A 22,954-nucleotide genomic window follows, 5' to 3' on the forward strand; every position below is an offset into this window, starting at 1 on the left:
AACGAGACCATGGCCAAGATCTTCTGCGTTGCCAACCAAAAGGGCGGGGTCGGCAAGACCACCACCACCGTCAACCTCGCCGCCGGCCTGGCCAAGGTCGGCCAGCGCGTGTTGGTGGTGGACCTGGACCCGCAGGGCAATGCCACCATGGGCTCGGGCATCGACAAGCGCGCGCTGGAGCTCAGCGTCTACGACGTGCTGCTGGAATCGGCCTCGGTCAAGGAAGCCAAGCAGACCAGCGAAAAGGTCGGCTACGACGTGCTGGGCGCCAACCGTGAGTTGGCCGGCGCCGAAGTCGAGCTGGTTGATCTGGAGCGCCGCGAACGCCGCCTCAAGGGCGCACTCGCCGCCGCCAACGACGACTACGACTTCGTCTTGATCGACTGCCCACCTTCACTGTCGATGCTGACGCTGAACGGCCTGTGCTGCGCCCACGGCGTGGTCGTGCCCATGCAGTGCGAGTACTTCGCGCTGGAAGGCCTCTCGGACCTGGTCAACACCATCAAGCAAGTGCATGCCAATCTCAATGCCGACCTGCAGATCATTGGCCTGCTGCGCGTGATGTTCGACCCGCGCATCACCCTGCAGAACCAGGTCAGCGACCAGCTCAAGACACACTTCGGAGACAAGGTGTTCGACACCGTGATCCCGCGCAATGTGCGCCTGGCCGAAGCGCCCAGCTATGGCCTGCCCGGCGTGGTGTTTGACCCCGCCTCCAAGGGCGCCCAGGCTTTCATCGAGTTCGCACGTGAAATGGTGCGCCGCGTCGACAGCATGTGAAGTGAATGGGACGGCGATGAGCGAAGAGGCTGCGTTGCTGACTGGCGACTGGAACCTGGCTTGGCGGGCCGAGCAGGCCGGACTCAATGCCAGCGCCCCACCCCAGCAGCAACGCGTCGAGGGTTGGCTGATCCGCCTCTCACCCGGCAAGGCCAAACGCTCGCGCTGCATCAATGCGCTGGAAGCCGGCAGCCTGCCGCTCGATGACTTGCTGTCGCGCTGCCAGCACGCTTTCCAGGCCGCCGGCCTGCCTTTGATCGTCCGCCTCACGCCCTTCACCCAGCCGGCCGATCTGGATGCCACGCTGAGCGCCAAAGGCTGGGCCTGTTTCGATGCGGCCGATGTGATGGTCCGCGCCCATCTGGACGAACTGCCCGCCGCCCTGCCCTCAGGCCAAAGTCTGGAGCTATTGGATGCATCCTCGTACGCAAACTTGGTCGGGGCCTTGCGCGGATCCAGCGCCGTCGAGATCGAGGCCCATGCCCAACGCCTGCTCGCCTCGCCGGTGGTCTACCAAGGCCATACCTTGCGCGATGAGCAGGGTGAACTGCTGGCCTGTGGACAGCTGGCCTGCGAAGGGTCCATGGCGGGGCTGTATGACGTCTTCACGCCGCCTGCCAAGCGCGGACAGGGGCATGCCAGGGTCTTGTGCGCGGCCCTGCTGGAGCGATCCAGATCCCAGGGCGCGACCCAAGCCTATCTGCAGGTCGGCAGCGACAACGAAAGCGCTCAGCGCGCCTATCGGCACCTGGGCTTTACTGTCGCCTACCGCTACCACTACCGCTCGCCCGAACCGTCTGTTTGAGCGGTGTCAGCGAGATTCAATCGCGCGGCTTCCAGACCTTGAGCAAGGTGTGGCGCGTGAAGCCCGGCACGAAATCGTGCACATGGCTGATGCAGACATAACCGAGATGCTCGTAGAGCGCGGCCGTCTCGTCGGACAGGGTTTCGATCAAGGCGTCGACGCAGCCGCGACGCAAAGCCTGGGCCTCGATCTGGCGCAGGCAAGCACTGCCCAAGCCCTGCCCGCGTAAGTCCTCCCGGACCCACAGATAGTCGACGTAGAGCCTTTGGAACTCGGTGCGGCCGCTGGCGCCCACCAGCAGCTCGCCCTGTTCATCGAAGCGGACGCAGGCGATGTCCTGCGCATCACTGCCCTGGGTTTGCTGGCGGCCGAACAGGCGCACGCGCTCGCGCAAGGCATGCACGGCCGCCGGCGAGACCTCCTCATCCCGCCACCAGCGCTCGGCCTCACCGCGCGGCGCCGGGCTCACACCAGGCCCAGGCTCTCTTCCAAGCCCAGATGCACATTCATGGCCTGCACGGCGGCGCCGCTGGCGCCCTTTCCGAGGTTGTCCAGGCGAGCCATGACGAGGATCTGCGTCTCGGAGCCGAAGACAACCAGGTCCACCCGGTTCGTGTCATTGCAGCCCTGCACATCGAAGAAGCCCTCGGCCAGGGTGTCAGCATCGCGCAGCGGCATCACGCGGATGAAGCGCTCACCGTCGTAATGCGCGGCCAAAGCCTGCTGCACATGCTCGGCCTGGGTGCCGGCACGCAGCTGGCTCAGGTGCAGAGGCACGGTCACCGCCAGTCCCTTGTAGAAATTGCCAACGATGGGCATGAAGACCGGCGCGGTCTTGAGGCCGGTGTGGGCCATCATCTCGGGCAGGTGCTTGTGCGCGAGACCCAAGGCATAGGGGCGGGGCGAGAGCAGCTTGGCATTGCCGCCAGCCTCGTACTCGCCAATCATGCCCTTGCCGCCACCGGAATAACCGGTGATCGAGGTGGCCGAGACCAAGGCCTCGGGCGCCAGCAAACCGGCATCGACCAGAGGGCGCAAGGCCAGGATGAAAGCGCTGGCATGGCAACCCGGGTTGGCAATGCGCTTGGCGGTGCGGATGGCATCGCGCTGGCTCTTGCACAGCTCGGGCAGGCCGAAGGCCCAGCCGGGCACCGTGCGGTGCGCGGTGCTGGCATCGATCAGGCAGGTCTTGGGATTGCTGATCATGGCGGCGGCTTCACGTGAAGCGGCATCGGGCAGGCACAAGAAAGCCACATCGGCAGCGTTGAGCAGGCGCGCACGCTCGGCCGAGTCCTTGCGCTTGTCGCCATCAATGCGCAGCACTTCCACATCCTGACGCGCGGCCAGGTACTCATGGATGCGCAGACCCGTCGTGCCCTCTTGTCCATCCACAAAAACCGCGTACGTCATGACTTCTCCAGCACAATCAAATTCAAAGAAGTGAAAGCATAAGGCAAGCGAATGAAAGCAAGCACCGTCCTCCTGCTGCCTGGCTGGTTGAACTCCGGCCCCGGGCATTGGCAAAGCCTCTGGGAGGCGCAATTCGGCCACCTGCGGGTTGAACAATCCGACTGGGAGCGGCCGCTGCGTGGCGACTGGATGGCGCGCCTGGACGAGGTGCTGCAAGCCCAGGATGAACCGGTGGTCTTGGTGGCCCATTCCCTGGGCTGTCAGCTGGTGGCGAACTGGGCCTCGCATTCGCGCCACACGGCGCGCGTTCGCGGCGCCCTGCTGGTGGCACCACCCGACACCGAGGCACCAGAAACCCCGCCGCAGTTGCACAACTGGCGCCAGATCCAGCGCGGCCGCCTGCCCTTCCCGGCCATCGCCGTGATCAGCAGCGACGACCCTTTCTGTACGCCTGAGCGCGGCGCGCAGATGGCGGCGGACTGGGGTGCCAGCCTGGTGCTGGCCGGGCCGCGCGGGCACCTCAATGCCGATTCCGGCTTGGGCGACTGGCCCGAGGGTCAGGTCTTGCTGACCCAGCTGGTGGGCGCCGAGTCATAAGGGACAATGAGCCCCATGGTCACCAAGAAACCCAAAGGCCTCGGCCTCGGCCTCGAAGCGCTGCTCGGCCCCAAAGTCAACGAAGCGGAAGCCGCCGCCGCCCGCGAAGGCAGCCCCAGCCAACTGCGCCTGGAGCAGATGCAGGCCGGCAAATACCAGCCGCGCACGCGCATGGACGAAGGCTCGCTCTACGAGCTGGCCGAGAGCATCAAGGGCCAGGGCATCATGCAGCCCATCCTGGTACGCCCGATCGCCCCGCCCTCGCCGCTCAGCGATGTGCGCTATGAAATCATCGCCGGCGAACGCCGCTTCCGCGCCGCCAAGCTGGCCGGTCTGCGCGAGGTGCCGGTGCTGGTCAAGGCCGTACCGGACGAGGCCGCGGCCGCCATGGCCCTGATCGAAAACATCCAGCGCGAGGACCTGAACCCGCTGGAAGAAGCCCAGGGCCTGCAGCGCCTGGTCAACGAGTTCCACCTGACCCATGAGCAGGCCGCCCAAGCCGTGGGCCGTTCGCGCAGCGCCGCCAGCAATCTGCTGCGCCTGCTGCAGCTGGTCGAGCCGGTGCAGAACATGCTGATGGCCGGCGACATCGACATGGGCCATGCCCGCGCCCTGCTGCCGCTCGACGGCGCGCACCAGATCACCTGCGCCACCGAGATCGCCGCCAAAAAGCTCAGCGTGCGTGAAGCCGAGAAGCTGGTCTCGCGCCAAGGCGCCGGCCGCCAGACGCCGCTGCTGCGCGTCAAGGGCGACAAGAGCCGAGACCTGCTGCGCTTGGAAGAGGAGTTATCTGACCTGTTGACCGCGGTGGTCGAGGTGCGGGTCAAGAAGCGCACCAAGCGTGGTGAACAGGGTGAGCTGTCCATCCAATTCGCCTCTCTGGACGAGCTCAATGGACTGATTGAACGCCTGCGAAAAAACGACTGACGCAGAGGGCAAAAGCCGCGTCACACCAAAGTCTGCAGATCGGCGTAGCATCGCTCCATGCTTGGTTTCGGCGAGCGCTTTGAACTGCGGTGATTGCCGCGCTTTTTGACCCTTTGAAAGCCCTCCGCCGCGCCAAGCTGGAACCACTGCCACTGTTCCCGGAAAGCTCTGATGACGCCCCCAGCCACCGCCATGGCTTGTGAGCGCAAGGACTTCATCAGAACTTCCCAGGTGATGCGCTGACGAGCCGTGTCTGCGTGCTGCCCGGGACCTTACCGGAGGTCAGCATGGACGTGATCAGCAGCTTCACCAAGCGCTACGAGCGCACCCGCGTCGAAGAGCTTTCGCTCGAGGACTACCTCAACGAATGCAAGCGCAACCCCCTCGCCTACGCCACCGCGGCCGAGCGCATGCTCAAGGCCATAGGCGAGCCGGAAATGATCGACACGCGCAACGACGCGCGCCTGTCACGCCTGTTCGCCAACAAGACCATCAAGATCTACCCGGCCTTCGCCGAGTTCTACGGCCTCGAGGAGGCGATCGAGCAAGTGGTCAGCTACTTCCGCCACGCCGCACAGGGCCTGGAAGAGAAGAAGCAGATCCTCTACCTGCTGGGCCCGGTCGGCGGCGGCAAAAGCTCCATCGCCGAGCGGCTCAAGAGCCTGATGGAGCAGGTGCCTTTCTATGCCCTGGCCGGCTCGCCCGTGAACGAGTCACCGCTGGGCCTGTTCGATGTGGTCGAGGATGGCCCCTTGCTGGAGCAGGAGTACGGCATCCCTCGACGTTATCTGAACCGCATCCTCAGCCCCTGGGCGGTCAAGCGCCTCGACGAATTCGGTGGTGACATCCGCCGCTTCAAGGTGGTCAAGCGTTACCCCAGCGTGCTCAAGCAAGTGGGTGTGGCCAAAACCGAGCCGGGCGACGAGAACAACCAGGACATCTCCTCCCTGGTCGGCAAGGTCGACATCCGCAAGCTGGAAACCTATGCCCAGGACGACCCCGATGCCTACAGCTACTCGGGTGGCCTGTGCCTGGCCAACCAGGGCCTGCTGGAGTTTGTGGAAATGTTCAAGGCGCCGATCAAGGTGCTGCACCCCTTGCTGACCGCCACCCAGGAAGGCAACTACAAGGGCACGGAAGGCTTCGGCGCCATCCCCTTTGACGGCGTGGTGCTGGCGCACAGCAATGAGAGCGAGTGGAAGACCTTCCGCAACAACAAGAACAACGAAGCCTTCCTGGACCGCATTTACATCGTCAAGGTGCCTTACTGCCTGCGTGTCAGCGAAGAGGTCAAGATCTACGAAAAGCTGATCCGGGGCTCCTCCCTGGCCGAGGCCAAATGCGCGCCCGGCACGCTCAAGATCATGAGCCAATTCGCGGTGCTGACCCGGCTGAAAGAGCCCGAGAACTCCTCGCTCTATTCCAAGATGCAGGTCTACGACGGCGAAAGCCTCAAGGACACCGACCCGCGTGCCAAGAGTTTCCAGGAATACCGCGACTACGCCGGCGTCGACGAGGGCATGAGCGGCATCTCCACCCGCTTTGCCTACAAGATCCTGTCCAAGGTCTTCAATTTCGACAGCGCCGAGGTGGCGGCCAACCCGGTGCACCTGATGTATGTGCTGGAGCAGCAGATCGAGCGCGAGCAGTTCCCGGCCGAGGTCGAGCAAAAGTACGTCGGATTCATCAAGGAAGCGCTGGCGCCGCGCTATGCGGAGTTCATCGGCAAGGAGATCCAGACCGCTTATCTGGAGAGTTATTCCGAATACGGCCAGAACATCTTCGACCGCTACGTCACCTACGCCGACTACTGGATCCAGGACCAGGAGTACCGCGACACCGACACCGGCGAGGTCTTCGACCGCGTGGCCCTGAACGCCGAACTCGAGAAGATCGAGAAGCCCGCTGGCATCAGCAACCCGAAAGACTTCCGCAACGAGATCGTCAACTTCGTGCTGCGCGCGCGTGCCAACAACGCCGGCAAGAACCCGGCCTGGACCAGCTACGAGAAGCTGCGCACGGTGATCGAGAAGAAGATGTTCTCCAACACCGAGGAGCTGCTGCCGGTGATCAGCTTCAACGCCAAAGCCAGCGCCGACGAGGCCAAGAAGCACGAGAACTTCGTGCAGCGCATGGTCGACAAGGGCTACACAGCCAAACAGGTGCGGCTGCTGTGCGAGTGGTATTTGAGGGTCCGCAAGAGTTCTTGAAGGAAACGAAGGCGCCACGCAGGAGCAAGCACCCATGCTGCAGCAGATCATCGACCGACGGCTCTCTGGAAAGAACAAGTCCATCGGCAACCGTGAGCGCTTCCTGCAGCGCCACAAGACACAAATCCGCGAGGCGGTGCGCCGCGCGGTGGACGGCCGCGGCATCCGCGATCTGGAGCGCGGCGAGGATGTGCACATCCCCAAAAAAGACTTGAGTGAGCCCGTATTCGGACACGGTGAGGGCGGCGTGCGCGAGGTGGTGCGGCCGGGCAATACCGAGCATGTCAAAGGTGACCGTGTCGCCAAACCCAAGGGCGGCGGTCAGGGTCAAGGCGGCGGCCAGGCCAGCGATTCCGGCGAGGGCGAGGACGACTTCGTCTTCCACCTGAGCCGCGAAGAGTTCATGCAGGTGTTTTTCGAAGACCTGGCCCTGCCCAATCTCGAGCGCACCCAACTGGCCGAAACACCGGAGTGGAAGAGCCACCGGGCCGGCTTCACCAACGACGGCACACCGACCAACCTCCATGTGGTGCGCTCCATGCGCGGTGCTTTGAGCCGCCGCATCGCCCTGGGCACGGGCAAGCGCCGCGAACTTCACGAGCTGGAAGAGCGACTGGCCCTGCTCAAGCGCGAGAACCCGGCCGAGCTGGAAGTGCAGCGCATGCTCAAGGAAACCGAGGATCGCATCGCCTTCCTCAAGCAGCGCATCGCGGCGATTCCATTCCTCGACCCCATCGACCTGCGCTTTCGCAACCGCGTCCGCACACCAGTGCCGACCAGCCGGGCAGTGATGTTCTGCCTGATGGACGTGTCCGGCTCCATGGACGAAAGCCGCAAGGACCTGGCCAAGCGCTTCTTCATCCTGCTCTACCTCTTCTTGACGCGGCATTACGAGAAGATCGATGTGGTCTTCATCCGCCACCACACCCAGGCCCAGGAGGTGGACGAGCAGAACTTTTTCCACGCCACCGAGACCGGCGGCACCGTGGTCTCCAGCGCCCTGGTGCTGATGGAGGAAATCATCCGCGCGCGCTATCCCAGCAGCGAATGGAACATCTACGGCGCCCAGGCCAGCGATGGCGACAACTGGCACCATGACAGCGGCCGCTGCCGCGAACTGCTGGCGCAGCAGATCCTGCCGCTGTGCCGCTACTTTGCTTATGTGCAAGTGGCCGAGCAGGAACAGAACCTCTGGGACGAGTACAGCAAGCTCAGCGAAGAGGTGCGCCACTTCGCCATGCGCAAGGCCACCGAGGCTGCGCAGATCTACCCGGTCTTCCGTGAGCTCTTCAAGAAGGAAGGGGCACAGGCATGAGCCAGATCGAAAACCGCCGCCAGATCGGCATCGCCCCCTTGACCGATGAATACGGCGGCCGCCGCACCCGCGCCCCGCTGCGCGAGATGAAGCCCGCCGGCCCCCGCCCGGCCCAGCCCCTGCCCTCACCCAGCGACTGGACCTTTGAGCTGATCGACGAATACCACGACGTCATCCGCGCCACCGCCGAGCGCTACGGCCTGGACACCTACCCCAACCAGCTCGAGATCATCACCGCCGAGCAGATGATGGACGCGTATGCCTCGGTGGGCATGCCGGTCAATTACCGGCACTGGAGCTATGGCAAAGAGTTCATCGCCACCGAGCGCAATTACAAGCGCGGCCAGATGGGCCTGGCCTACGAGATCGTCATCAACTCCGACCCCTGCATCGCTTACCTGATGGAAGAGAACTCCATGGCCATGCAGGCCCTGGTGATCGCCCACGCCAGCTACGGCCACAACAGCTTTTTCAAAGGCAATTACCTGTTCCGCATGTGGACCGACGCGTCCAGCATCATCGACTACCTGGTCTATGCCAAGAACTTCGTCGCCGACTGCGAGCAGCGCCACGGCCTGGCCCAGGTCGAACAGGTGCTGGACTCCTGCCATGCGTTGATGTCCTACGGTGTCGACCGCTACCGCCGCCCGGCCAAGCTGTCCCTGGCCCAGGAACGCAGCCGCCTGGCCGACCGCGAGGCCCATGCCCAGCTGCAGATCAACGAGCTCTGGCGCACCCTGCCCAAGCGGGCAGACAAGGCCGATGAGGCCGCCGAAGCCCGGCGCTTTCCAGACGAGCCGCAGGAGAACCTCCTCTACTTCATCGAAAAGAACGCGCCCCTGCTGGAACCCTGGCAACGCGAGATCGTGCGCATCGTGCGCAAGATCGCCCAGTACTTCTACCCGCAGCGCCAGACCCAGGTGATGAACGAAGGCTGGGCCACCTTCTGGCACCACCGCCTGCTGAACCAGATGTACGACGACGGCTATCTGAGCGACGGCATGATGATCGAATGGCTGAAGTCGCACACCAATGTGGTGGCGCAGCAGCCCATGGCGAATCTGAACCCCTATGCCCTGGGTTTTGCCATGTACACCGACATCAAGCGCATCTGCGAAAAGCCCACCGAGGAAGACCGGCGCTGGTTCCCCGACATCGCCGGCAGCGACTGGCTGCCCACGCTGGACCACGCCATGCGCAACTTCAAGGACGAGAGCTTCATCGGCCAGTACCTGAGCCCGCATCTGATGCGCGAGTTCCGGCTGTTTTCCATCCTCGACGATGAAAAGCAGTCCGAGTACGAGATCTCGGCCATCCACGACGAAAGCGGCTACCAGCATGTGCGCGAGGCCTTGTCGCGCCAGTACGACCTCAGCACCCGCGAACCCAATATCCAGGTCTGGAACGTCAATCTTCGAGGTGACCGCTCCCTGACCCTGCGTCACACCCAGCACATGGACCGGCCCCTGCACGACAGCGCACAAGAGGTGCTCAAGCATGTGGCCCGGCTTTGGGGCTTTGGCGTGCAACTGGAGAGCGCCAATGACAAGGGCGACATCACGCGTCGTTGGAGCGTGCCGCCGCCCACGCACTGAGCCATCCGGCTCAGGCCGGCAGGCGTCAGCCGCACAAACGCCCTACTTGTGGGGGACAGCTTCCAGGCCACATCCGCCCTAGCATCTCAAGCCTCAAGACTTGGAGGCTGAGATGAAGCTGCACGACACGAACTCAAAGCACCGCCCGGCTTTCGCGCAGCGGCCCATCGCCACAGCAGCCACCTGCTTGCTGATCAGCATCGCCTCGCTGGGCCTCAGCGCTTGCGGGGGTGGCGGGGGCAGCGATTCTTCCGTAGTCACCCCGGTGCCAGTGCCCGAGCCGGTCAAGCTGATCGCCCCGCCGACCAAGGCCGCCGCCCTGACCCAGAGTGGCGAAGCTGCCCAAGACAGCGTCAAGGCCACCACGGCCGCTGCCGCCGACCTGGTGCGCCGGAGCAATGACCCCAGCAGCGTGTTCCTGCCTTTTGGCGAGCTGATGGGCGGGCGTCAGACCAGCCCCAAGCCCAGCAGCGCCGACAGCGATCGGCGCAAGATCCTGGCCGAGACTGTCAGCTGCAGCAGCCTGGGCATCACCACCATACGCAACTGCACCGGGTCCATCGTCATGGACACCAATGTCATCAGCACGGCAAACTCATTGCCGGCGGGCAGCTTCATCAGCATTCGCTTCGACAAGATCGCCGGCTTGATCGACGGCCAGAGCTTCACCCTCGATGGCAGCATGCGCATCGACTTCCTGACCGCCATCAGCAATCTCGACCATCCGGGCAACAACATCAAGCTCCAGCTGGGTTTCGACAAATTCGTCGGGACCGGCGGCGGCGAATCCTTCGGCCCGGTCACCGCCATCGCCTTGCTCGAAGTCGACGCCCTTGGCCAGAGCAGCCTCACCATGAACGGTGTGCAGTACTTCGAGCTGAGCCAGGTCAGCGGCAGCGACAGCAGCAACTTCAGCTTGGGCCGCAGCAAGCTACGCGCCGCCCATTGGAGCGACAGCAAGAGCTATGTCGACTACCAGTTCAGCAACTGGCAAAACAGCAACGGCCGGCCTGTACAAGGCTCGAGCGCCACGTTGATGGCCGGTCAGGACAAGGCGTGGATCACGGTCGAATCCAGCAGCAGCAGCCAAGTCAGCTACCGCGTGCAGCTGAGCAGCGGCGGTGCCGCCAAGAACTACCAGGTTCTGGCCAGCTACAGCGGCAGCACGGTCAGCTACAGCGTCAAGACCTTGTGATCCCGCGCGACCTGCGGGCTGGACAAGCCCTCAAGCCGCGAAGATCTTGCCCGGGTTCATGATCTGAGCCGGGTCCAGCGCCGCCTTGATGCTGCGCATCAGGGCCACCGCGCCCGGCCCGGCCTCGTCGAGCAGAAAGCCCTGCTTGTGCAGGCCGATGCCATGCTCGCCCGTGCAGGTGCCGCCCAGGCGCAGGGCTCGGGCCACCATCTGCGCGCTCAGGCGCTCGGCCAGCTCGCGCTCCACGGGCTGTTGCGGATCGATCAGATAGCCCATATGGAAATTGCCGTCGCCAACATGGCCGACGATGAAATAAGGCAGATCGGTGGCCTCCACCTCGCGCACCGATTCATTGATGCTCTCGGCCAGGCGTGAGATGGGCACGCAGGTGTCGGTGGTCACGCAGCGGCAGCCCGGCCGGGTCTGTAGCGCTGACAAATAAGCGTGGTGGCGCGCCGTCCACAGCCGCGTGCGGGCCTCGGGCGTACTGGCCCATTCAAAGGCCTCACCGCCCTGATCCGCAGCCAGCGCCTGCACGCTTTGCGCCTGCTCGGCCACGCTGGCCGCCGAGCCATGGAACTCCATCAGCAACATCGCCGATTCGCGCAGACCCAGATGGTCGTGGGCATTGACGGCACGCACGGCGTGGGCATCGAGCAGCTCGCAGCGGGCGATAGGGATGCCCATTTGGATAATGGCAATGGTGGTCTGCACCGCGGCGTCGATGCTGGGGAAAAAACAGATGGCGGCCGACACCGCCTCGGGCAGTGGGTAGAGACGCAGGGTCAGCTCGGTGATCACACCCAGCGTGCCCTCGCTGCCCACGAACAAACGGGTCAGGTCGTAGCCCGCGCTGCTCTTGCGTGCGCGGCTGCCGGTGCGGATCTGCTCGCCGCTGGCCGTCAGCACGGTCAGGCCCAGCACGTTCTCGCGCATGGTGCCGTAGCGCACCGCATTCGTGCCGCTGGCGCGTGTGGCGGCCATGCCGCCCAGCGAGGCATCGGCCCCGGGGTCGATGGGGAAGAACAGGCCGCTGTGGCGAATCTCCTGGTTCAACTGCTGTCGGGTCACGCCGGCCTGCACCGTGACCGTCAGGTCCTCGGGATGCAGTTGCAGGATGGCCTTCATGCCGCTCAGGTCCAGGCTGATGCCTCCCTGCACCGCCAACAGATGGCCTTCCAATGAGGTGCCGGTACCGTAGGGGATGACGGGTACGCCATGCTGCTGAGCCAGTTGCAGGACGAAGGCCACCTCCTCATTGCTCTGGGCAAACACCACCGCGTCGGGCGGTGCCACGTCAAAAGGGGATTCGTCACGGCCGTGCAGCTCCCGCTGCGCCAGAGCGGTGCTGCAGCGGGCACCAAAACGCTCCTGCAGGGCCGTCAGCATCTCCGCAGGCAGCACCTCAAGCTGATTGCTTGGCTCAGACATCATTCGTTCAAGGGCTTGCTGCTTGATCCAAGCGTTAGCGGATTGCCGCTGCCATTGCCACCGCAGCCCGTCACAGTCAGAAACACCGAATCGAGGATAAACCCAGGGTTGATACGGAAGGGCTTACCCGAAGTTGTCCGTTTTTGCATGAAGATGTCTCCAAGGTGACTACCGACGCTGGGCAGATCGCTCTAATTCACCATCCGCACGGGCGAGAAATGACGCCCCAGGCTATCATCAAAATGGTAAAAAGCCCGAAAAATGGCTCACCACTACAACACTGGAGACATCATGAAATTCAAGCTTTCCGCCTTGGGTCTGGCCGTCGTCGGCAGCCTGTGCGCACAAGCCGCCATGGCTTCGGGCTACCACTTCGGTTCCCAATCGGCCGCTGCCCAGGGCACGGCCAATGCCAATACCGCCGAGGCCTCTGACGCCTCCGTGCTCTTCTACAACCCCGCAGGCATGACACGCCTGGATGGCACCCATGCCTCCGGCGTCCTGAACGTGGTCGTGCCGCGCGGCACCTACACCGACCAAGGCAGCGTCACCAGCTTTGGCCTGCCGATCAAGAACGGCAACAACGGCGGGACCTTCGTCAAAGCGACAGCCGTCCCCCATGCCTACCTGACCCACAAGCTGGATGCCAACACCTCGGTGGGCTTCGCCTTCTTCGTGCCTTTTGGTTCCAAGAGCACCTATGACGAAAGCTGGTCGGGCCGCTACAACGCCATCGCGACCGAGCTGAAGACCATCGCGCTGAACCCCTCGATCGCCTACAAGGTCAACGAGAAGCTGAGCCTTGGCGCCGGCGTGACCGCGCAGCACATCGAAGGCGTGCTGGCCAAGGCCGCCGACTTCGGTTCCGGCGCCATGGGCCTGCTCGTCGAACAACAAGTGGCAGCCGCCATGGCAGCTCAGCCCGGCGTGCCTGCCGCCATGATCCGCGCAGCCGTCCTGAACCGCCTCGGCGGCCTGATCCAGAACGTCTCCGGCAACCCGACCTACTCGGGCCGCGTCGACGTGGAAGGCAAGGACTGGGGCGTGGGCTTCAACCTGGGACTGATGTACAGCCCCAACGAAGACACACGCTTTGGCATCGCCTACCGCTCCAAGATCAGTCACACCCTGAAGGGCGATGCCAAGTGGACGGTCGCCACACCGGCCGGCAATCTGGCCACCCTGCTCAACACCGCCCTGCCCGGCACGAATGCCGGCACCACGGTGCAGCAGCGTCTGGTCGGCCTCTACACCGACAGCGCCGCCAGCCTGAAGGTGGACACACCGGAATCGCTGTCGCTGTCCTTCTTCAAGCAGCAGGACAAGCTGGCTGTGATGGCCGATGTCACCCTGACCCGCCACTCGCGTTTCCAGGAACTGCGCATCGACTTCGCCAACAACCTGCCCGACTCGTTGACGCCTGAGCGCTGGGTCAAGACCGTGCGCGGCTCCTTCGGCCTGAACTACCAGTGGAGCGACACCGTCAAGCTGCGCGGTGGTGTTGCCTTCGATCAAAGCCCGGTCAGCGAAAGCAACCGCACACCGTCAATTCCGGACAATGACCGCACCTGGATCTCGGCCGGTATGAACTGGAAGCTGGACGCCAAGAACTCGATCGATTTCGCTGCCAGCCTGATCCACGTGGCCAGCAGCCAGATCAATATGTATGACAACGGCGCCCAAGTGAACGCCGCCGGCGCGCCGACCTGCAACGCGGCCGGCAACACCTCCAGCTGCGCCACCATCAAGGGTCGTTTCAAGCTGAGCTCGGGTCTCCTGGGTGTGCAGTACAACCGCCAGTTCTGAAGCGCCTCACTGAGTTCAGTGCAACAAGCCACCGGCCAAAAGCCGGTGGCTTTTTTCTTGGCCAAATCTGAGCCAGGTCATGGACGGCAAGCCACTCGAGTGCCACCATTGCTGCATCGGCGAATTGCCGAAACGCGATGGAGGCTTTGAACATCATGGCTGATCTTTCGACCTTGCTGATCCTGCTGGCCTTGTTGCTGGCCCTGCTTGGCGCCTTGCGGCTGGACTTGTTGCGACTGGCCTTCAAGAACTTGCTGGACACGCTGACACCCAAGCAGCATTCCATATTGGGAGACTCTGGATTGAAAGTCAGCGCACGCTCCGAAACCCATCGCCAAGCCCAGACCCCGGCCCAAAAGCCTGCCTTCCACCGCAGCGGTCGTCGCCACTGAAAGCCCCAGGCCATTGAATCTGGGGCAAGATGCCGGCCTCTTCACTGCAAGCGCCGGTTCCGGCAAGCCCCATGGCCAATCGACTTTCAAACATTGCCACCCGCACCGGCGACGACGGCAGCACCGGCCTGGGTGACGGCAGCCGCGTGCCCAAGAACCATCTGCGCGTGCAGGCCATGGGCGATGTGGACGAGCTGAACTCCAACCTTGGCGTGCTGCTGGCCGAGCCCCTGACCGAGGACGTGCGCGAGCTGCTGGTGACCATCCAGCATGAGCTGTTCAACCTCGGTGGCGAGTTGTGCATGCCGGGCTATGAGCTGCTGAAAGACGCTGCCGTGCTGCGCCTGGACGAGGCCCTGGCCCACTACAACGCCTCCCTGCCCCGGCTGAAGGAATTCATCCTGCCGGCCGGCACGCGCAGCGCCGCCATCGCCCATGTCTGCCGCACCGTGGCCCGCCGTGCCGAGCGTGCCGTGGTCACCCTGGCCGCCTCGGAGACCCTCAATGCGGCGCCACGCCAGTACTTGAACCGGCTGTCAGACCTGCTGTTTGTGCTGGCACGGGTGCTCAACCGCGCCAACCTGGACGGCCTGGGCGGCGACGACGTCTACTGGCACAGCGAACGTCTGGCCCGCCTCGACACCCAAGACTGAAGGACAAAGCAGCTCAGTCGGACAGCGCCGCTGCCGCCGCTCGCAGGCGCTTGGCATAGGCTGTACGCAGGGCCGCAGGTCCCTGCACCTCGACCTGCCCGGCATGACGCAGCAGGTCCATCAGAAGCTCGGTGGCGTCCGCATAGGGCAGCTCCAGGCGCCAGCGGCCATCGGCCAGCCATTCGCTGCGCTGAGCCGGATGCCACTCCTCCTTGCTCACCCAAGCTGCGGCCTCAGCACTGAACACCAGCTGGGCTTGCTGCACCTGGGCTGCGGCGAAGATCCCGTAGCCCTGATCGAGCTCCGCTTCCAGATGCTTCAGCGGCACGGCCTTGGCGCGCTCCACCAGCAGTTCGACACCGTCCATGGCATCGAGTGCAAAGCGGCGAAGGCCCTCGCTTTCATGACACCAGGCATCGAGATACCAGGTGTTGCGGTAGTGAACCAGGCGTTGCGGTGACACCTGGCGGCGACGCAGCTGACCTCCCTGCCCGCGACTGCGGTAGCCGATGCTCAAGCGCTGGCGTTTGACGACCGCGCTGCCCACCGTCTCGAAGCAGGCCGACACCACACGCCGCCTGGCCGTGCTGATCAGCTTGATGCGCTGGGTCAGGGCTGCGGCTTCGGCTGCATCGACACCGAGCATGCCGGTCAGCTTGTCAAACATGGGCTGAAGATGGCGGCTCAGAATGCCCTCTTCATCGAGACTGGACAGCATCTGATGCATGGTCAGCAAGGCATGCAGCTCCTTCTCACTGAACCAGACCCCGGGCAGCTCATGCTGGCGACCGCGCCACTGCTGGCCGAAACGGTAGCCATTGGCCGCTGGGTCATATTCAATCGGTGCGTCCATGCGCTCGCGCAGATATTGGATGTCCCGCTTCAAGGTGGCCGGTGACACCTCCAGGGCCTCGAGCAGACTGGCAAAGCTGACGCACTCGCGGCTGCGAATCAGCAGCTCGATCTTGTAAAAACGCTCGGTTCTGTCCACCGCATGCTCCGCATTGAAGTACTGGCTCACGCTATGAGCCAGCTGGCCCAGACACTGTGCCACAAGGTCGCTCCAACATCGTGGTGACCGGCAACCGGAGCATCCTCATGGCACAGATCGCAAACACTTCAGCATCAGCAGTCACGACACAAGCGGCCGCAGCTTCCAAGCAGCAAGACCTGGCCTTCGAGGCCCAGGCCGCCTCGGCGCTGCCGCTGCCGGCCCATCTGGTGCACGGCCAGACCTTGGGCTGGGACTATGCCCACCATGGCCTGACCCCGCCGGTGGCCCTGCTCTATGCCAACTCACCGGTACGCCAAGGCTGGCTGGCTGGTGCCGCCACGTTTGGGCAACGTACCTTGCCGGCCCACGCCCACACACAGCGCTACCTGGCTTTGCGCAGCCACGCCTGGACACGAGGCCGCAGCTTTGAACTGGTGCAGCTGACGCCCAACTTCCTGCAACAGATCGACGCCGACTTCTGCCCGATCCTCCGTCTGCGCCTGAACGATCAGCCCGGCAGTGAGCAGCAACGATCGATTGACCGGGTGCGTGACGATGCCGGCTATGCCGCAGGCAACTTGGTCACCCTGAGTCGATCCGCCAACCAGGCCAAGGCCGCCCACAACTGGGCCAGCGCCACCGCCCTGGCGCACAGCCTGCAACAAGGCCCGATCCACAGCACAGCAAGCCTGAACGCCGAGCAATGGACACGGGTCGCCACCCTGTGCAGCTTCGTCACCGCCCTGCCCCACGAGGAGGCCGCCCGCATCCCCCTGCACGTGCTGCCGCCCAACCGCCTGCGCCTGTTCAACCCCATCCAGGCCTTGCAGGCCCTGGTGACCCGGCAGCTGGCGACGCCGGGCTGGAGCCAACGCCTGGCACGCATCGAAGCCCTGCTGCCAGGCGACAAGCTGCGCGGCGATTTCAATCGCTTTGTCCTGGCCCTGGCACCCCGCGTGCTGGCCGCCCAGCATCTGAACCGCGAAGAAGAGATCCGTTGGGCACTCGAAGATGCCTGGACCGACCCGCTTTTGCAGCGCCGCTGGATCTTGTTTGCCCTGCAACTGAGCCCAAACCAGGCCGAAGCCCTGGTGCAACGTGCGGCCGCCAAAAAGCTGAGCGCCCAGCAGGTACAAAGCCACTGCAAGGACAGCGCCACCGAAGGCTGGGGGCTGGAACACCAAGGCTTCTGCACGGCCGCCATCCGGCCGCAGCTGCACTGAGCGTAGCGCTCAGCCCGGCAAGCCGACTGTCAAGCGTTCAAGCTCACCACTTTGATCCTGCAAGGCGACGTGATAGCCGCGCTCGCCGAACCAACTGGCCCATTGCCGGGCCAGACTTTTGCTGGTCAACCAGGGCCCAGACCGGTCCAGGCGCACACGATTGGCATGGCGCTCGTAGAAGACGACACGCCACATGCCGGTGGTGGTGGATGCTTGATCGAATCGATTCATGGTGAACCGAGGAGCCTAGCAGACTAACTCGTTACATCCTGTCCAGGTGCTGACAGGCTGGCGAGAAACTCATCGCTGCTGAGGCTGCGAACAGCATCCGGCTGACGCCTGAGCCAGGCGCGCTGGCAACGGCCACGCTCCTTCGGGCAATCACTGACCCAAGTACTGGCCCGCGCCTGCTCGGACAAGGCCAGCTGCAAGCTCGGCGATGCCGCGCGCGGCCGCCGCCCCGTAACCAGAGGCTGCACCACCTCGGCATAAGGCAGAAAGTCAGCCAGCAGTTCCTGCTGCTGCGCACCACTGAGCTGCAAGCCCGGAAAACTCAGGGCCGAGATCAGGGACTGCGCCGTCTCGGCGCTGACCAAGGGCAGACAGTCAGCACCTTGCCAGGCCTGACGCAAAGCCTGCGACTTGGCATCGCTGCACAGCAAGGCCTGAAGCAACACGGGCAAGTCCAGGGCCACCCGGCGGACAGACACCGGCCTCGCCTTCATCGCCCAGCCGCCTTGCCACTGCTGCGGCCGAAGACTTGGCGGGCATTCAGGGCTGCGCTGCCTCTGGCCTTGCTTGCTGATGCTTTGCGGCCACTCGACGGTTTTGCAAACGCCTTGCTGACAGTCTTCTTCGCCGCGGCGGGCTTGGCCTTGGCTTCACTCAATGGTTTTGCGGCCGTTTTCGTGGGCGCCTTTGCGCGTGCTTTTGCGGGTGCTTTTACAAGCGCGCTTTTTCGCGACACCGCTTTCTCTTTTGCCGCCGGTTTCGCGACCGCCGTTTTTTTGGCCGCAGGGGCGAGCTTGTTCCCGGCCCAGCTCAAGGCGGTCTCAATGGTTTTGGCGTCGATTTCCAGCTCGGCCAACTTGGCCCGGAGGGCATCGCCTCGTTGGATCCGTACGGGCGTGAGGATGATTTGTCCGGCCTGGGTGTGCACTTCGAAGTACTGCACCGGCCCCAAGGGCTCGGTCACGCTTTTTGGCAAGGTCAATTGGTTCTTGGAAGTCAGCTTGGCCAGCACTTGTCGTCAATTCAGAAAGTAAGGGGCCATTACTTTACCCCGTCCTTGCACGCAATCTGATCCATGATCAAAGAAGAAAACTGAATCGAACTCATCAACGGATAGTCATCGTTAATAACAAGTTACTTACATTCTATTTATGCGAAAAAAAACCAGCGACCCGAAGGCGGCTGGTTGTTCCGGAGCCTGCTGTCGCGCGCCGCTGCGGCGCGCTCACCATCAGACCAAAGAGCGGTGCAGGCGAATCTCTTCCAGACGCACGCCGCTGACCTCAGTGGTCTTGGCGCTGCCGAGCTCGCGCTTGAAACCGGCCAGGTCAAAGAAACGCAGGGCGCGCTCATTGCGCAGATAGCTCCACAGCGTGACCTTGGTGCAGCCCTCTTCCTGCAAGCCGTCGCGTGCAGCGTCCCAGAGTGCCAGGCCGACACCCTTGTCCCAATGGATGGGGTTGGCATACATGGCCCAGATCTCGCCAGTGCTGGACGGTGTGCCCTTGTCGCGCGAGCGATCGAAGCCGACGAAGCCCATCAACTCGTTGTCGATATGGGCCACCACCACCTGGGGCTCGCAGAGATCGATGGCTTCGCGCCAGAAGGCCTGGCGCTTCTGCACGGACAAGGCATCCAACACGGAATCGGGCAGCAAGCCCTTGTAGGCGTCTTGCCAAGCCGCGACATGGATTTCTGCAATGCCCTTGGCATCACGCAGCGTGGCGGGGCGAACCTGAATACTCGACATACAAGGAAGAACTCAAAAGGAAACCAAGAACGAACCACTCCCGAAGTTCCGAACCTATGGCCAAGAGCCTGAGACAGGCCGTGGCGACAAGTGCTCAGGCGCGGGAACACGAAACGGAAGGGCGGTATTTTGCTTGCCAATGCGGCCGGGTCTGGCGCTTGACAGCGCGATTTTTTCTAGGCTGAAAGCGGGGCACTCGCTGCTTGATGCTCGCGTGCATGGCTTTGCACCGCTCGCTGCAAGGCCGTCTTGCTGCAACGCTGCAGGCGGCTCAGGAGGCCATGGTCGGGTCTGCAAGCGCCCAGATCGGCAGCAAAACGATCGGCAAGGTCGGCCTGTATGCGAAGCAGCAGATGAGCCGTGCTCATGGCGTCGGCCAAAGCCCGGTGCGCGCGCCCGGTGTCCGGCAGCTGGAAATGCCGTACCAAGCTGCCGAGTTTGCAGTTGGGCGCCTCGGGATAGAGGCGGCGGGCCAAAAGCACGGTACAGACGAATTCATGGGCTGGATCAGGTACGCAGTCGGCCATGGCCATCTCTGCCTGCCAGAAGCCGCGATCAAACGATGCGTTATGCGCCACCAAGGGGCAGCCATGGGTGAAACGAGCCAGCTCCTGCATGACCTCCGCGGCCGGCGGCGCTTCGGCCAGCATGGCGTTGCTGATGCCTGTCAGTTGCTCGATGAAGGGCGGGACCCAGACGCCGCTGTGCATCAAGCTTTGAAAGCTGTCGACGATGCGGCCGTCACGAACCAGCACCGCAGCAATCTCGGTCGCGCGCCCGCCGCTGCTCGGCCCCAGGCCGGAAGTTTCAAAGTCGATGACGGCAATCGTCTGCATGGCGTGGCGGCTGCCGTCGCAGCGGAAACAAAAAAGAAAAGCCAGAAGGTCAAGACCTCAAGCAACAGGGTGCTTGATCGCATTCAAGGCCAGCTTGCGCTCCACGGCCACCGCCATATCGACACCGGTGTGATCGGCGATCTGCAGCAGGTAGAGCATGACATCCGCAATTTCTTCACCCAGGTGTTGATGCTTGATCGGGTCCTCAGCAATGCGCTGCGATTCCTCGGGCGTCATCCACTGAAAAATCTCGACCAGTTCAGCAGCCTCCACCACCATGGCCATGGCGAGGTTCTTGGGGGTTTGGTAAGGCTGCCAAGCACGTTCGGCAGCAAAACTGCGTAAGCGCTTTTGCAGGTCTGGGATGTCCATGGGGAGCAAGTGTGGCATGGCCCAGCTATGCCCGGAGCCGGCTGTGCACATTCCAAGAAATCTCGGCCGCTCTCTTATTCATAGCAATTTCAATATTTCAAATTGGTAGTCTTAGTAGAGGGGCTACTTTTCTGTGGACAAGTAACATTTCACTTTTGATATCAAAGACTTAACTCACTTCAAACCATGTGGGTACGACCCTGCTCTTTCCAGACACGAAGCGATAACAAGTCGGGCCAAGCGATCTCAGCTGTGGATAAGCCATGGTTTGTCCTTTTTTTATCCACAAGCTTGTACCTTGACAGCCCTGAGCAGGACTGCGTACAAGTTCTCGTCAGCCGCTCCCATGTCCCGCGTGTGACAAGTTCTTGGAGGAATCACTCTAAATTCTGTGTTTCTGGCCCAAATCAGGCCTTGTTCTGGGGCAAACACGCAGGCTCAGGGACCATCTTGGTGCCTAGAGTTCGCCTCAGCCCCAAGATGGGCCGCCCAAGTCGGGCCCCTGTCGCCACTCTTCAAACAAAGGTTGTTCCATGCAGCAGTTTCAAAAACTCCTCGTCCCACTGGCCGTCGGCCTGGCCCTGACAGCCTGCGGCGGTAGTGGCGACTCCATCCCTGACGCTCCGGCGCCGGCCAAGATCACGGCCGTCAAGGTTTTTGGTGACAGCCTGGCCGACTCGGGCACCTTCGGTTTCCGTTTCACCGTGCAAGGCGCTGAAACGCAGATCTATCCGGAGCGAATTGCTGCCGGCTTCGGTACCACGCTTTGCAATTTCTACGCCTTCACCGGCACGACCTTCACCACCAACAGCAAGCCCGGCTGCGGCAACTACGCCATCGGCGGCGGTGTCATCAACCAGGCCAATGGTTCGGACCCGCGCGGCATCGTTTTGCAGATGATCACAGCCTCCCTGTCCGGCCCTTACAAGGCTTCGGACCTGGCCTTGATCGACGGCGGTGGCAATGACGCGGCCGACCTGGTCGGCGCCTATCTGAAAGCCCCCACCGACAAGGCCGCGGCCTACGCCGCGCTGCTCGGCACGGTGCTGAGCGCCAGCCAGGTCACCACCATCATGAGCGGCGGCGCCGCGGGCATGGCCACCGGTGGTGCGACCTATATGGAAGCCCTGGCCGACAAGTTTGCCGATGGCATCCAGAGCTATGTGCTCGACAAGGGCGCACAGCAGGTGGTGATCCTGAACGTGCCCAGCATCACAGTGACACCGCGCTTCCAGCGCGTGCTGGACGGCATCGCTCTGGCCAGCGGCGGCGGCACGGCCGGTGCCACAGCGCGCGCCCAATCCGAGGCACTGTTCAAGAGCTGGATCTCGGCTTTCAACAAGCGCCTGGACACCCGTTTTGCCGGTCAGGCTCGCGTGGCCGTGGCCGACTTCTACAGCGCCCTCAACGACCAAGCTGCCAACCCGGCCCAGTACGGCCTGAGCAATGTCAAGAACACGGCCTGCCCGCAGACCGGCACCGGTGCCGATGGCTTGCCGACCTACACCTTCCCGACTTGCACAGCAGGCGCGCTCTCGGCAACGATCCCGGCTGGTGCCACCGGTGGCGCCAACTGGTGGAAGACCTATGCCTTCTCGGACGGTTTCCACCCCACGCCTTATGGTCACCAGCTGATTGCCGAACTGATCGGCCGCAGCCTGGCTGCCAAGGGCTGGAAGTGAAGTAAAAAAACCAGCGGCGGGGCGCTTCAGCCCCGCAGGCGCTGTACAGAAAAAAGGGAGCCCTGGGCTCCCTTTTTTTCATGCCTTCCAGGCCATTGCTGAATCACTCGATGCCGATGACCTTGTGCATCTGCACCGACATGCGCCACTGCGGGTGTTGCATGCAGTAGTCCACCACCTCGCGGGTGTGCTGGGTCTTGAGCACGCTGTCCAGCGGCTGCAGGAAGAAATGCTGGAAGTCCAGCCCGGCAAAACGTTCGGGCCGCGCCAGCGGCTGGGGATAGACCAGCTTCAGCTCATGGCCGCGGGTCAGTACCAGTTCGGCATCGGCCTTGGGGCTGACGCAAATCCAGTCCAGGCCTTCCGGCGCCGGCTGGGTGCCGTTGGTCTCGACAGCGATCTCGAAACCGCGCGCGTGCAGAGCCTCGATCAGGGGCGTATCCACCTGCAGCAGGGGCTCACCCCCGGTGCAGACGACATAAGGCCTTCCAGGCCGGTCTGCGGGCCAGCGCGAGGCAATGGCATCGGCCAGGGCCTCGGCCGTGGCGAATTTGCCGCCGCCCTGGCCATCGGTGCCCACGAAATCGGTGTCGCAGAAGTTGCAGACAGCGCGGGCGCGGTCTTCCTCGCGACCGCTCCAGAGGTTGCAGCCAGCAAAGCGGCAGAACACGGAGGCCCGGCCCGCCTGTGCGCCCTCGCCTTGCAAGGTGTAGAAAATTTCTTTGACGGCGTAAGTCATGCGTGTGTGCT

Annotated in this window: 25 protein-coding genes; 13 read left to right on the plus strand and 12 right to left on the minus strand. The window is 63.4% G+C overall.

The features are described from left to right. The first annotated feature begins 9 nt into the window (after positions 1-9). Both LNV23_RS06155 and LNV23_RS06160 read left to right on the plus strand, forming a co-directional pair. A complete protein-coding gene (locus tag LNV23_RS06155; RefSeq protein ID WP_263562171.1) occupies positions 10-780 on the plus strand; it encodes a ParA family protein in 771 nt (256 codons plus the stop codon). A gap of 16 nt (positions 781-796) precedes the next feature. Beyond that, positions 797-1,585 carry a GNAT family N-acetyltransferase gene (locus tag LNV23_RS06160; RefSeq protein ID WP_263562172.1) on the plus strand — a complete coding sequence of 263 codons (789 nt, stop codon included), beginning with the start codon at positions 797-799 and terminating at the stop codon, positions 1,583-1,585. Between the two features lie 16 nt (positions 1,586-1,601). On the opposite strand, the gene LNV23_RS06165 is transcribed toward LNV23_RS06160, so the two are convergent. Next, positions 1,602-2,054 (minus strand): GNAT family N-acetyltransferase, encoded by a 453-nt coding sequence (locus tag LNV23_RS06165; protein ID WP_263562173.1) that lies wholly within the window; start codon positions 2,052-2,054, stop codon positions 1,602-1,604. Continuing rightward, the gene (argC, locus tag LNV23_RS06170; protein WP_263562174.1) at positions 2,051-2,995 is read right to left on the minus strand and encodes an N-acetyl-gamma-glutamyl-phosphate reductase; all 945 of its coding nucleotides are present in this window, start codon (positions 2,993-2,995) and stop codon (positions 2,051-2,053) included. The genes LNV23_RS06165 and argC overlap by 4 nt, the downstream gene beginning before the upstream one ends. Positions 2,996-3,046: 51 nt before the next feature. On the opposite strand from argC, the gene LNV23_RS06175 reads away from it, so the two are divergent. Both LNV23_RS06175 and LNV23_RS06180 read left to right on the plus strand, forming a co-directional pair. Then, a complete protein-coding gene (locus LNV23_RS06175) occupies positions 3,047-3,592 on the plus strand; it encodes an RBBP9/YdeN family alpha/beta hydrolase (protein ID WP_263562175.1) in 546 nt (181 codons plus the stop codon). A gap of 15 nt (positions 3,593-3,607) precedes the next feature. After that, positions 3,608-4,519, plus strand: coding sequence for a ParB/RepB/Spo0J family partition protein (locus tag LNV23_RS06180; protein WP_263515913.1), 912 nt, complete (start codon positions 3,608-3,610; stop codon positions 4,517-4,519). A 20-nt stretch (positions 4,520-4,539) separates the two neighbouring features. Here LNV23_RS06180 and LNV23_RS06185 read toward each other — a convergent pair whose 3' ends face one another. Continuing rightward, on the minus strand, positions 4,540-4,737 hold the full coding sequence (locus LNV23_RS06185; protein ID WP_263562176.1) for a hypothetical protein: 198 nt from the start codon (positions 4,735-4,737) through the stop codon (positions 4,540-4,542). Positions 4,738-4,806: 69 nt separating this feature from the next. Here LNV23_RS06185 and LNV23_RS06190 point away from each other — a divergent pair, with 69 nt between their 5' ends. The 4 genes from LNV23_RS06190 to LNV23_RS06205 all read left to right on the plus strand — a co-directional run bounded on the left by LNV23_RS06190 (position 4,807) and on the right by LNV23_RS06205 (position 10,834). Continuing rightward, positions 4,807-6,729: a PrkA family serine protein kinase gene (locus tag LNV23_RS06190; RefSeq protein ID WP_263562177.1), complete on the plus strand. Its 1,923-nt coding sequence runs from the start codon at positions 4,807-4,809 to the stop codon at positions 6,727-6,729. A gap of 34 nt (positions 6,730-6,763) precedes the next feature. Next, the gene (locus LNV23_RS06195; RefSeq protein ID WP_263562178.1) at positions 6,764-8,044 is read left to right on the plus strand and encodes a YeaH/YhbH family protein; all 1,281 of its coding nucleotides are present in this window, start codon (positions 6,764-6,766) and stop codon (positions 8,042-8,044) included. Next, positions 8,041-9,639, plus strand: a complete 1,599-nt coding sequence (locus LNV23_RS06200; RefSeq protein WP_411910542.1) for a SpoVR family protein — start codon at positions 8,041-8,043, stop codon at positions 9,637-9,639. Before LNV23_RS06195 ends, LNV23_RS06200 begins: the two co-directional genes overlap by 4 nt. 112 nt (positions 9,640-9,751) lie before the next feature. Further along, positions 9,752-10,834 carry a hypothetical protein gene (locus tag LNV23_RS06205; RefSeq protein ID WP_263562179.1) on the plus strand — a complete coding sequence of 361 codons (1,083 nt, stop codon included), beginning with the start codon at positions 9,752-9,754 and terminating at the stop codon, positions 10,832-10,834. A 30-nt stretch (positions 10,835-10,864) separates the two neighbouring features. Here LNV23_RS06205 and LNV23_RS06210 read toward each other — a convergent pair whose 3' ends face one another. After that, a complete protein-coding gene (locus LNV23_RS06210) occupies positions 10,865-12,268 on the minus strand; it encodes an FAD-binding oxidoreductase (protein ID WP_411910543.1) in 1,404 nt (467 codons plus the stop codon). Between the two features lie 288 nt (positions 12,269-12,556). Between LNV23_RS06210 and LNV23_RS06215 the strand changes: the two genes are divergently transcribed. The 3 genes from LNV23_RS06215 (at position 12,557) to LNV23_RS06225 (ending at position 15,116) form a co-directional block, all read left to right on the plus strand. Beyond that, positions 12,557-14,071: an OmpP1/FadL family transporter gene (locus tag LNV23_RS06215; protein WP_263562180.1), complete on the plus strand. Its 1,515-nt coding sequence runs from the start codon at positions 12,557-12,559 to the stop codon at positions 14,069-14,071. Positions 14,072-14,226: 155 nt separating this feature from the next. Continuing rightward, a complete protein-coding gene (locus LNV23_RS06220; protein WP_263562181.1) occupies positions 14,227-14,463 on the plus strand; it encodes a hypothetical protein in 237 nt (78 codons plus the stop codon). A gap of 71 nt (positions 14,464-14,534) precedes the next feature. Further along, the gene (locus LNV23_RS06225; RefSeq protein WP_263562182.1) at positions 14,535-15,116 is read left to right on the plus strand and encodes a cob(I)yrinic acid a,c-diamide adenosyltransferase; all 582 of its coding nucleotides are present in this window, start codon (positions 14,535-14,537) and stop codon (positions 15,114-15,116) included. A gap of 13 nt (positions 15,117-15,129) precedes the next feature. On the opposite strand, the gene LNV23_RS06230 is transcribed toward LNV23_RS06225, so the two are convergent. Continuing rightward, positions 15,130-16,170 (minus strand): helix-turn-helix transcriptional regulator, encoded by a 1,041-nt coding sequence (locus tag LNV23_RS06230; RefSeq protein ID WP_263562183.1) that lies wholly within the window; start codon positions 16,168-16,170, stop codon positions 15,130-15,132. 44 nt (positions 16,171-16,214) lie between these two features. Between LNV23_RS06230 and LNV23_RS06235 the strand changes: the two genes are divergently transcribed. Beyond that, a complete protein-coding gene (locus LNV23_RS06235) occupies positions 16,215-17,333 on the plus strand; it encodes a hypothetical protein (RefSeq protein ID WP_263562184.1) in 1,119 nt (372 codons plus the stop codon). Between the two features lie 9 nt (positions 17,334-17,342). Here LNV23_RS06235 and LNV23_RS06240 read toward each other — a convergent pair whose 3' ends face one another. The 6 genes from LNV23_RS06240 to LNV23_RS06265 form a co-directional block, all read right to left on the minus strand. Next, the gene (locus LNV23_RS06240; protein WP_263562185.1) at positions 17,343-17,564 is read right to left on the minus strand and encodes a hypothetical protein; all 222 of its coding nucleotides are present in this window, start codon (positions 17,562-17,564) and stop codon (positions 17,343-17,345) included. Positions 17,565-17,587: 23 nt separating this feature from the next. Then, positions 17,588-18,043 (minus strand): hypothetical protein, encoded by a 456-nt coding sequence (locus LNV23_RS06245; RefSeq protein ID WP_263562186.1) that lies wholly within the window; start codon positions 18,041-18,043, stop codon positions 17,588-17,590. An 11-nt stretch (positions 18,044-18,054) separates the two neighbouring features. Continuing rightward, entirely contained in the window at positions 18,055-18,576 is a 522-nt protein-coding gene (locus LNV23_RS06250; RefSeq protein WP_263562187.1) for an AbrB/MazE/SpoVT family DNA-binding domain-containing protein, read from the minus strand. 219 nt (positions 18,577-18,795) lie between these two features. Beyond that, complete coding sequence (locus LNV23_RS06255; protein ID WP_263515927.1) at positions 18,796-19,314, minus strand: GNAT family N-acetyltransferase; 519 nt, start codon at positions 19,312-19,314, stop codon at positions 18,796-18,798. A 176-nt stretch (positions 19,315-19,490) separates the two neighbouring features. Beyond that, positions 19,491-20,150, minus strand: a complete 660-nt coding sequence (locus LNV23_RS06260; RefSeq protein WP_263515928.1) for a 3'-5' exonuclease — start codon at positions 20,148-20,150, stop codon at positions 19,491-19,493. A gap of 57 nt (positions 20,151-20,207) precedes the next feature. After that, entirely contained in the window at positions 20,208-20,522 is a 315-nt protein-coding gene (locus LNV23_RS06265) for a nucleotide pyrophosphohydrolase (protein WP_263515929.1), read from the minus strand. Between the two features lie 533 nt (positions 20,523-21,055). Between LNV23_RS06265 and LNV23_RS06270 the strand changes: the two genes are divergently transcribed. Continuing rightward, a complete protein-coding gene (locus tag LNV23_RS06270) occupies positions 21,056-22,204 on the plus strand; it encodes an SGNH/GDSL hydrolase family protein (protein ID WP_263562188.1) in 1,149 nt (382 codons plus the stop codon). Positions 22,205-22,307: 103 nt separating this feature from the next. Here LNV23_RS06270 and queE read toward each other — a convergent pair whose 3' ends face one another. Next, positions 22,308-22,943 (minus strand): 7-carboxy-7-deazaguanine synthase, encoded by a 636-nt coding sequence (gene queE / locus LNV23_RS06275; protein ID WP_263562189.1) that lies wholly within the window; start codon positions 22,941-22,943, stop codon positions 22,308-22,310. Positions 22,944-22,954 lie beyond the last annotated feature (11 nt).

Origin of the sequence: Kinneretia sp. DJ1R-11, from assembly GCF_025717595.1 — a bacterium.
Lineage (GTDB): Bacteria > Pseudomonadota > Gammaproteobacteria > Burkholderiales > Burkholderiaceae_C > Paucibacter_A.

Coding starts and splice junctions, on each gene's coding strand:
- LNV23_RS06270 (WP_263562188.1), top strand. CDS start 21,056: ATGCAGCAGTTTCAAAAACTCCTCGTCCCACTGGCCGTCGGCCTGGCC.
- LNV23_RS06215 (WP_263562180.1), top strand. CDS start 12,557: ATGAAATTCAAGCTTTCCGCCTTGGGTCTGGCCGTCGTCGGCAGCCTG.
- LNV23_RS06220 (WP_263562181.1), top strand. CDS start 14,227: ATGGCTGATCTTTCGACCTTGCTGATCCTGCTGGCCTTGTTGCTGGCC.
- LNV23_RS06175 (WP_263562175.1), top strand. CDS start 3,047: ATGAAAGCAAGCACCGTCCTCCTGCTGCCTGGCTGGTTGAACTCCGGC.
- LNV23_RS06190 (WP_263562177.1), top strand. CDS start 4,807: ATGGACGTGATCAGCAGCTTCACCAAGCGCTACGAGCGCACCCGCGTC.
- LNV23_RS06260 (WP_263515928.1), bottom strand. CDS start 20,150: ATGCAGACGATTGCCGTCATCGACTTTGAAACTTCCGGCCTGGGGCCG.
- LNV23_RS06205 (WP_263562179.1), top strand. CDS start 9,752: ATGAAGCTGCACGACACGAACTCAAAGCACCGCCCGGCTTTCGCGCAG.
- LNV23_RS06200 (WP_411910542.1), top strand. CDS start 8,041: ATGAGCCAGATCGAAAACCGCCGCCAGATCGGCATCGCCCCCTTGACC.
- LNV23_RS06265 (WP_263515929.1), bottom strand. CDS start 20,522: ATGGACATCCCAGACCTGCAAAAGCGCTTACGCAGTTTTGCTGCCGAA.
- LNV23_RS06240 (WP_263562185.1), bottom strand. CDS start 17,564: ATGAATCGATTCGATCAAGCATCCACCACCACCGGCATGTGGCGTGTC.
- argC (WP_263562174.1), bottom strand. CDS start 2,995: ATGACGTACGCGGTTTTTGTGGATGGACAAGAGGGCACGACGGGTCTG.
- LNV23_RS06185 (WP_263562176.1), bottom strand. CDS start 4,737: ATGAAGTCCTTGCGCTCACAAGCCATGGCGGTGGCTGGGGGCGTCATC.
- LNV23_RS06235 (WP_263562184.1), top strand. CDS start 16,215: ATGGCACAGATCGCAAACACTTCAGCATCAGCAGTCACGACACAAGCG.
- LNV23_RS06195 (WP_263562178.1), top strand. CDS start 6,764: ATGCTGCAGCAGATCATCGACCGACGGCTCTCTGGAAAGAACAAGTCC.
- LNV23_RS06255 (WP_263515927.1), bottom strand. CDS start 19,314: ATGTCGAGTATTCAGGTTCGCCCCGCCACGCTGCGTGATGCCAAGGGC.
- LNV23_RS06180 (WP_263515913.1), top strand. CDS start 3,608: ATGGTCACCAAGAAACCCAAAGGCCTCGGCCTCGGCCTCGAAGCGCTG.
- queE (WP_263562189.1), bottom strand. CDS start 22,943: ATGACTTACGCCGTCAAAGAAATTTTCTACACCTTGCAAGGCGAGGGC.
- LNV23_RS06160 (WP_263562172.1), top strand. CDS start 797: ATGAGCGAAGAGGCTGCGTTGCTGACTGGCGACTGGAACCTGGCTTGG.
- LNV23_RS06210 (WP_411910543.1), bottom strand. CDS start 12,268: ATGATGTCTGAGCCAAGCAATCAGCTTGAGGTGCTGCCTGCGGAGATG.
- LNV23_RS06225 (WP_263562182.1), top strand. CDS start 14,535: ATGGCCAATCGACTTTCAAACATTGCCACCCGCACCGGCGACGACGGC.
- LNV23_RS06155 (WP_263562171.1), top strand. CDS start 10: ATGGCCAAGATCTTCTGCGTTGCCAACCAAAAGGGCGGGGTCGGCAAG.